Raw genomic sequence first — 6,045 nt, 5'->3', positions numbered from 1 at the left:
CACGGCTGCGCGAAGCCCCGGTCGCCGTCGCCCTGCACCGCTACGTCGAGAACATCATCGCCGTCAACCGCACCTGGCCCGTCGACCTCACCCGCGTGCTCGACGACGCCGTCCGCGCACGCCGTGACACCTCCGTCCACGAGGTCGACACCTTCCTCCGCCGCGCCACCGACGAAGGTCTCCTGCGATCCGGCGTGCCGGAGGGATGGGCGAGCGCGCTGCTGCCCCAGCTCATGCACCTCGTGTCCCGCCAGTTGCCCGAGCTGAGCCCCGGGCAGGCGGCGGACGTCGTCGTGGACACCCTGCTGAACGGCCTCGGGGCGTCGTAGTGGGTGTCGGAGCACTACAGCGAGCCGCTTCGGCCGACCGGGCTTCTTCACAGTCCGCAATCCGAAACTGGCCGGGTAAGTTTCGCACCCTGGAAAGACCTTCCAAGTGTTACCGACAGTTGTAGTAGGTGTCGGTAACACTTGGCGCCACGGAGGGAAGTTGAGACGACAAGGCGTGCACGCGACGTCCCTTGCGTCCTCAAGTAACGCGTCTTAGAGTTCGGTAAAACTGACAGGTGATCGCCAGATCATGTGACGCCGCGTCAGGTCATGGTGCAGCTGGGACCCCTTGGAGGAACAATGGATCAGGGAGAAATTCTCGGCAGGATAGCGGCGATGGTGGAACAGGAACGCAAGCTGCGGGATTCCGCCCAAGAGGGCCAAATCGATACGCAGGAAGAAAAGCAGCGCCTCGGCGAACTGGAGCGTGAACTCGACCAGTGCTGGGATTTGTTGCGCCAGCGACGCGCAAAGGCCGAATTCGGCGAGGACCCGGATGAGGCCCATGTGCGTCCGGCTTCGCAGGTCGAGAACTACCTGAGCTGAGTGCGTCAGGGGACTTTCAAGTCAACCGAAAAGCCCACCTACAACTTCACGCGTACGGTCCAACCCACCGGGCGGATGATGCTTGTCGTGATCGCCGCATTTCAGTTGGAGACGCGCGATGGAGCTGATCGGCCGCGACAAGGACGTCGGTTCGATCCGTGACTTCTTCGAGGCGGCGGGTGTACGTGGTGGCGCTCTGCTGGTGGTCGGCGACGCCGGGCTGGGCACGACCGCGGTCCTCGACGAGTTCGCGGCCATGGAGGCCAAGAATGGCACCCGTTTCCTGCCGGCCGCCGGAGTGCAGTTCGGGCGGACGTCAACTACTACGCCCTCAACCAGTTGCTGTTCTCCCTCGGCGACGACATGGATTCGCTCTCCGACGCGCATCGCACCGCGTTGCGTTGCGCACTCGGCTTCGACATCGGCCCGCCCCCGACCGGCTCGTGGTGTCGAACGCAGCCGGGCTGTGGCTGCGTTCGGTCGCGGCCGATTCCCCTCTCCTGATCCTCGTCGACGACCTGCACCGGGTGGACTCAGCTTCTACCAGACATGGTTGCTGCGGGACGAGCCGGACGGTGGCACGTTGACGGTCTTTCAGGAGGCCTCCCGCGGTCCGTCGGCACTCCTTCTGGCAGCGGATCGACTCGAGCGGACTCGCAGCTGGGTGGACAACCTGTTGGCAGCCGGCGACCACTGACTGAAGCTGGGCGTCACACCGTCCGGCCCGGGAACCCCTGACGTACAGCGGGCACCCGGGCTCAGTCATCTCCCTTGATCCCTTGATCCCTTGAGGCGTCAAGAACGGAAGAACTCCAGCAGGTCAGCGTTGACGGTGTCCGCGTGGGTGGTCGGCATGCCATGAGGGAATCCGGCGTACGTCTTTAGCTCGCCGTTCCGAAGCAGCTTCGCCGACAACGGGCCGGAGTTCTCGTACGGCACGATCTGGTCGTCGTCGCCGTGCATGACCAGAACCGGAACCGAGATCTTCTTGAGGTCCTCGGTGAAGTCGGTCTGCGAGAACGCCACGACGCCGTCGTAGTGCGCCTTCGCGCCACCCATCATGCCCTGCCGCCACCAGTTCTGGATGTTGGCCTCGGACGGCTCGACACCCGGGCGGTTGTAGCCGTAGAACGGGCCGGACGGCAGCGCCCGGTAGAACTCCGAGCGGTTCGCGGCCAGTTGCGCCTGAATGTCGTCGAACACGCTCTTGGGCACACCGTTCGGGTTGGCCTCGGTCTGCACCATGAGAGGCGGGACCGCGGCGATGAGCGCCGCTTTGGCCACGCGCTCCTCGCCGTGGCGGGCGAGGTAACGCACCACCTCACCGCCGCCCGTCGAGTGGCCGACGTGGATGGCGTTGCGCAGGTCGAGGTGAGCGGTTACCGCAGCCAGGTCGTCGGCGTAGTGGTCCAGGTCGTGCCCCTCGTCGACCTGCGCCGATCGGCCGTGACCTCGGCGGTCGTGAGCGACGACCCGGTAGCCGTTCCGAAGAAAGAACAGCATCTGGTTGTCCCAGTCGTCCGCCGACAGCGGCCAGCCGTGGCTGAACACCACCGGCTGACCCGAACCCCAGTCCTTGTAGAAAATCTCCGTACCGTCGTTCGTGGTGATGAAAGGCATTCCGATCTCCGTTCTCGGTCCACGCGCGGCTGTTCGGGACAAGCCGGAAATTTCTTCCCTATTGCTCGACCCTACTGAATCCCATACTGAACAGCCTCCCGTCATCCTGCGACCGTCGGACGACTGGGCTGATGACGGTCGACGTCGGACGCCTGGTCGGGAGGCAGGGTGAGGCGACCCAGCCATCCGGCGGGTGGTGCCCGAAGGGCGTTTTGCCGAACATCGTCCTCGTCAGCGAGACGAGGAGAGCAGTCATGCCGGCAAATCTTGCAGGAGGACATGGGCAGCCGATATGGGCCGGTCCGAGGCGCGATTCACCTACCACTCGGACACAAGAATGACGTTCGAGGTTGTCGATGGCGCCGGACTGGCCGCCGACGGTCACATCGAGACCGGCGACGTACAAATCGCCGAGATTCGTCCGGACGTGTTCCTCGCCAGTTGGCAGGAGGCCGACGGCACCACTGTGGTCCACGTGGCGGACCTGTCCCGGCAGAGGGTGGATGCGACCATCGCGCTGGACGACCGGCTCTTCACGCCGGTCGGGACCTTCACGGCACTCCCCGGGTCGAACAAACACAGTCCGAACCTTCCCAATAGCACGGACGGCCTGCGTGCGGCAGTTCCGGGGCTGGTGCGCTTCGAATGGAATCCGGAGCGGATCTTCCAGGACGGCGACTACGTCATCGCTCACAGCAGGACCAGTGGGTGATTGCCGGAGGGCGACGCCGCCATCGTCGACATCTTCCGGTTCGAGGAGGGACGCATAGCCGAAGCCGAGGACTGGGATGTCGTCCAGCCAAATGTTCCGGCGGAGAAGACGGTCAGCGGCAACCCCATGGTCTGGCTTCGAACGAAGACCGACCCTGTGCGGTGGTGAAGGTATTCGAGACTTCGCCACCGCACTGCTCCAGTTGCGAGCACAGGGGTCCCGGCACAGGCGCTCACCCGGTCGGTGAGCCGTCACCGGGATCGGGACACGGAGCAGGCCCGGACACCGTCATCCGGGCCTGCTCCAGTCGTCCAGTCGGTTCACACCGACGCCCCCCACACCGAACCGTCGTCGGCCTGCCGTCCAGCAGGGCGCCGGTCAGGCTCCGGCGCGCAGGATGACCTCTGCGACCTCGTCCGGGTGGGAAGCGAACACCGCGTGGGAGGCGCCGTCGATGGCCACGACCACCTCGGCCTTGGCTCGCTCGGCCATGAAGTGCTGGGCAGCGGCCGGGATGTTCTTGTCGGCCTCACCGAACACGAAGAAGCTCGGGTTCCTCTACGCGACGCCGAAAGTGGCTTCCGTCGTACCGACCGCGTGGAGCAAGCCATGACCGCCACACACCCCGTCCCGACCGTCGGCCCAGCCGGCCGATACGCCGATGCCGGCCCGGTCCCGAACCGCCGGACGCGACCACTTGCCATCGACCGACGATCCCCGTATGGTCGTACGAACGTAAGACATACGACCGTACTTCAAAACCAAGGGAGCTCATGATGGCGACAACTCGACCGGTGGCACTCGTGACAGGTGCGTCCACGGGTATCGGAAAGGCGGCCGCCCTCGCGCTCGCCGAAGCGGGTTTCGAGACGGTGGGAACGAGCCGGAAGACGTCGGGAGCCGACCGTCGTGACGGCGTGACGTTCCTCGCCCTCGATGTGGGCAGCGATGATTCGGTCGCTGCCGCGGTCAAGCAGGTGATCGAGCGGTTCGGGCGGATCGACGTCCTGGTCAACAACGCGGGCATCGGCTCCTCGGGAGCGTGGGAGGAAAACTCTCTCGCTCAGGCCGAGCGCCTCTTCAACATCAACGTCTTCGGTGCGATGCGCATGACCAAGGCCGTTCTCCCGCACATGCGCGCCCAGGGAAGCGGGCGCGTCATCAACATCTCGTCCGTCCTCGGGTTCCTCCCCGCGCCCTACATGGCCAACTACTCGGCGTCCAAGCACGCGCTCGAGGGGTACACCGAGTCCCTGGATCACGAGATCCGCGATCAGGGGATCCGGGCCCTTATCGTCCAGCCGGGCGGTACCAAATCCTCGTTCGAGGCGAACACCGTCGAGCCCGACATGCCCATGGACATCTACGCGGAGCAGCGGCGCATCGCCGACAAGCTGGCGTTGGCGGTCAACGCGGACGGCGACGATCCCGCCATCGTCGCGAAGGCGATCGTCGCGGCCGCCACCGACTCCAAGCCCAAGGTGCGCTACACCGCCGGCCGGAGCGCCCGGATCCTCAGCGCGGCGCACCGCATCCTTCCCGCCGGGGTCTTCGACGGACAGGTCCGCAAGACCAACCAGCTGGCCGGCTGAGACCTGCGGACAGTGCAGCGCTCCCGGCGATCCGATCGTCGCCGGGAGCCGGCTCACCCAGCCACTGCCAGGTCATCTCCAGCTCTGTCTCTCTGAACTTCTCTCATCGTTCTTCGCCACGAAGTCCCGAAGTGGGTATCCCCATGTCCGAAACAGCTCAGGCCACCGCCAAGGCGCTTCATCGCGCTCGCCCAGCTGATGGTCGTGCTGGACGCGACGATCGTGAACATCGCGTTGCCGTCCGCCCAGCAGGACCTGGGCATATCCGACGGCAACCGCCAGTGGGTCATCACGGCGTACGCCCTGGCCTTCGGTGGTCTGCTGCTCTTCGGCGGCCGTATCGCGGATCTCTGGGGGCGCAAGCGCACCTTCGTCGCCGGTCTGATCGGCTTCGCCGCCGCGTCCGCCCTCGGCGGCGCGGCCACGAACGAGGCGACGATGCTCGGCGCCCGTGCCCTGCAGGGTGCGTTCGGCGCGCTGCTCGCGCCCGCCGCGCTCTCCCTGCTCGCCGTGATGTTCACAGAGCCCAAGGAGCGCGCCAAGGCGTTCGGCATCTACGGCGCGATCGCCGGTGGCGGCGGCGCCGTCGGCTTCATCCTCGGCGGCGTCCTCACCGAGTACATGGACTGGCGCTGGACGTTCTTCGTCAACATCCCGTTCGCCGTCATCGCGGCCGCGGGCGCGTACTTCGTCATCCGTGAGCCGTCCGGCAGCCGCAACCGCTCGCCGCTCGACATCCCGGGCGTCGCCCTGTCCATCCTCGGTCTCGTCACGCTGGTCTACGCCTTCACCCGCGCCGAGTCCGACGGCTGGGGCGACTCCACGACGGTCGGCCTGTTCGTCGCCGCGGCGGTGCTGCTCGCCGCGTTCGTCTTCACCGAGTCCAAGGTCAGGGCCCCGCTGCTGCCCCTGCGCGTCATCACCGAGCGCAACCGCGGCGGTGTCTACCTCTCCCTCGGCCTCGCGATCATCGCGCTCTTCGGCCTGTTCCTCTTCCTGACCTACTACATGCAGCTCGTGAAGGGCTACTCCCCGGTCAGGACCGGCCTCGCCTTCCTGCCGTTGATCGGCGGCCTGATGGTCGGCTCCACCCAGATCGGCACCCGTCTGATAACCCGGATTCCCCCGCGCCTGCTGATGGCTCCGGGCTTCCTGCTCGCCGGGACCGGCATGTTCTTCCTCACCCGGCTGGAGATCAACACCTCGTACGCCGGTGTCATCCTGCAGGGGCTGGTGCTGCTCGGCC

9 protein-coding genes are annotated in these 6,045 nt (G+C 66.2%); 7 read left to right on the top strand and 2 right to left on the bottom strand.

The features are described 5' to 3' along the window. The 3 genes from JF597_RS49865 to JF597_RS49855 all read left to right on the top strand — a co-directional run. A partial coding sequence (locus tag JF597_RS49865; RefSeq protein ID WP_294012767.1) for a TetR family transcriptional regulator occupies window positions 1–329 on the top strand: 329 nt, incomplete at its 5' end. Window positions 330–629: 300 nt separating this feature from the next. After that, window positions 630–875, top strand: a complete 246-nt coding sequence (locus tag JF597_RS49860) for a DUF2630 family protein (protein WP_079140855.1) — start codon at window positions 630–632, stop codon at window positions 873–875. A gap of 118 nt (window positions 876–993) precedes the next feature. Continuing rightward, on the top strand, window positions 994–1,572 hold the full coding sequence (locus JF597_RS49855; protein ID WP_294012762.1) for an ATP-binding protein: 579 nt from the start codon (window positions 994–996) through the stop codon (window positions 1,570–1,572). 98 nt (window positions 1,573–1,670) lie between these two features. Here JF597_RS49855 and JF597_RS49850 read toward each other — a convergent pair whose 3' ends face one another. Beyond that, window positions 1,671–2,495 (bottom strand): alpha/beta hydrolase, encoded by an 825-nt coding sequence (locus JF597_RS49850; protein ID WP_069760922.1) that lies wholly within the window; start codon window positions 2,493–2,495, stop codon window positions 1,671–1,673. Between the two features lie 337 nt (window positions 2,496–2,832). Here JF597_RS49850 and JF597_RS49845 point away from each other — a divergent pair, with 337 nt between their 5' ends. Next, entirely contained in the window at window positions 2,833–3,207 is a 375-nt protein-coding gene (locus tag JF597_RS49845) for a hypothetical protein (protein ID WP_294012759.1), read from the top strand. Then, the gene (locus JF597_RS49840) at window positions 3,208–3,375 is read left to right on the top strand and encodes a hypothetical protein (protein ID WP_294012757.1); all 168 of its coding nucleotides are present in this window, start codon (window positions 3,208–3,210) and stop codon (window positions 3,373–3,375) included. It abuts the gene before it with no gap. A gap of 210 nt (window positions 3,376–3,585) precedes the next feature. Here JF597_RS49840 and JF597_RS49835 read toward each other — a convergent pair whose 3' ends face one another. Further along, window positions 3,586–3,747 (bottom strand): alpha/beta fold hydrolase, encoded by a 162-nt coding sequence (locus JF597_RS49835; RefSeq protein ID WP_294012755.1) that lies wholly within the window; start codon window positions 3,745–3,747, stop codon window positions 3,586–3,588. A 236-nt stretch (window positions 3,748–3,983) separates the two neighbouring features. Between JF597_RS49835 and JF597_RS49830 the strand changes: the two genes are divergently transcribed. Together JF597_RS49830 and JF597_RS49825 are read left to right on the top strand one after the other, a co-directional pair. Further along, window positions 3,984–4,799: an oxidoreductase gene (locus JF597_RS49830; protein ID WP_294012771.1), complete on the top strand. Its 816-nt coding sequence runs from the start codon at window positions 3,984–3,986 to the stop codon at window positions 4,797–4,799. Window positions 4,800–4,979: 180 nt separating this feature from the next. Then, the coding region (locus JF597_RS49825; RefSeq protein WP_294012769.1) for an MFS transporter at window positions 4,980–6,045 on the top strand (1,066 nt) is incomplete at its 3' end.

This window comes from Streptomyces sp. (genome assembly GCF_019510245.1).
Lineage (GTDB): Bacteria > Actinomycetota > Actinomycetes > Streptomycetales > Streptomycetaceae > Streptomyces.
This window is presented reverse-complemented; position numbering and strand designations above follow the sequence as displayed.

Bases quoted from the DNA above. Each gene is read 5' to 3' on its own strand.
- JF597_RS49860 (WP_079140855.1), top strand. From the start codon at position 630: ATGGATCAGGGAGAAATTCTCGGCAGGATAGCGGCGATGGTGGAACAG.
- JF597_RS49855 (WP_294012762.1), top strand. From the start codon at position 994: ATGGAGCTGATCGGCCGCGACAAGGACGTCGGTTCGATCCGTGACTTC.
- JF597_RS49850 (WP_069760922.1), bottom strand. From the start codon at position 2,495: ATGCCTTTCATCACCACGAACGACGGTACGGAGATTTTCTACAAGGAC.
- JF597_RS49845 (WP_294012759.1), top strand. From the start codon at position 2,833: ATGACGTTCGAGGTTGTCGATGGCGCCGGACTGGCCGCCGACGGTCAC.
- JF597_RS49830 (WP_294012771.1), top strand. From the start codon at position 3,984: ATGGCGACAACTCGACCGGTGGCACTCGTGACAGGTGCGTCCACGGGT.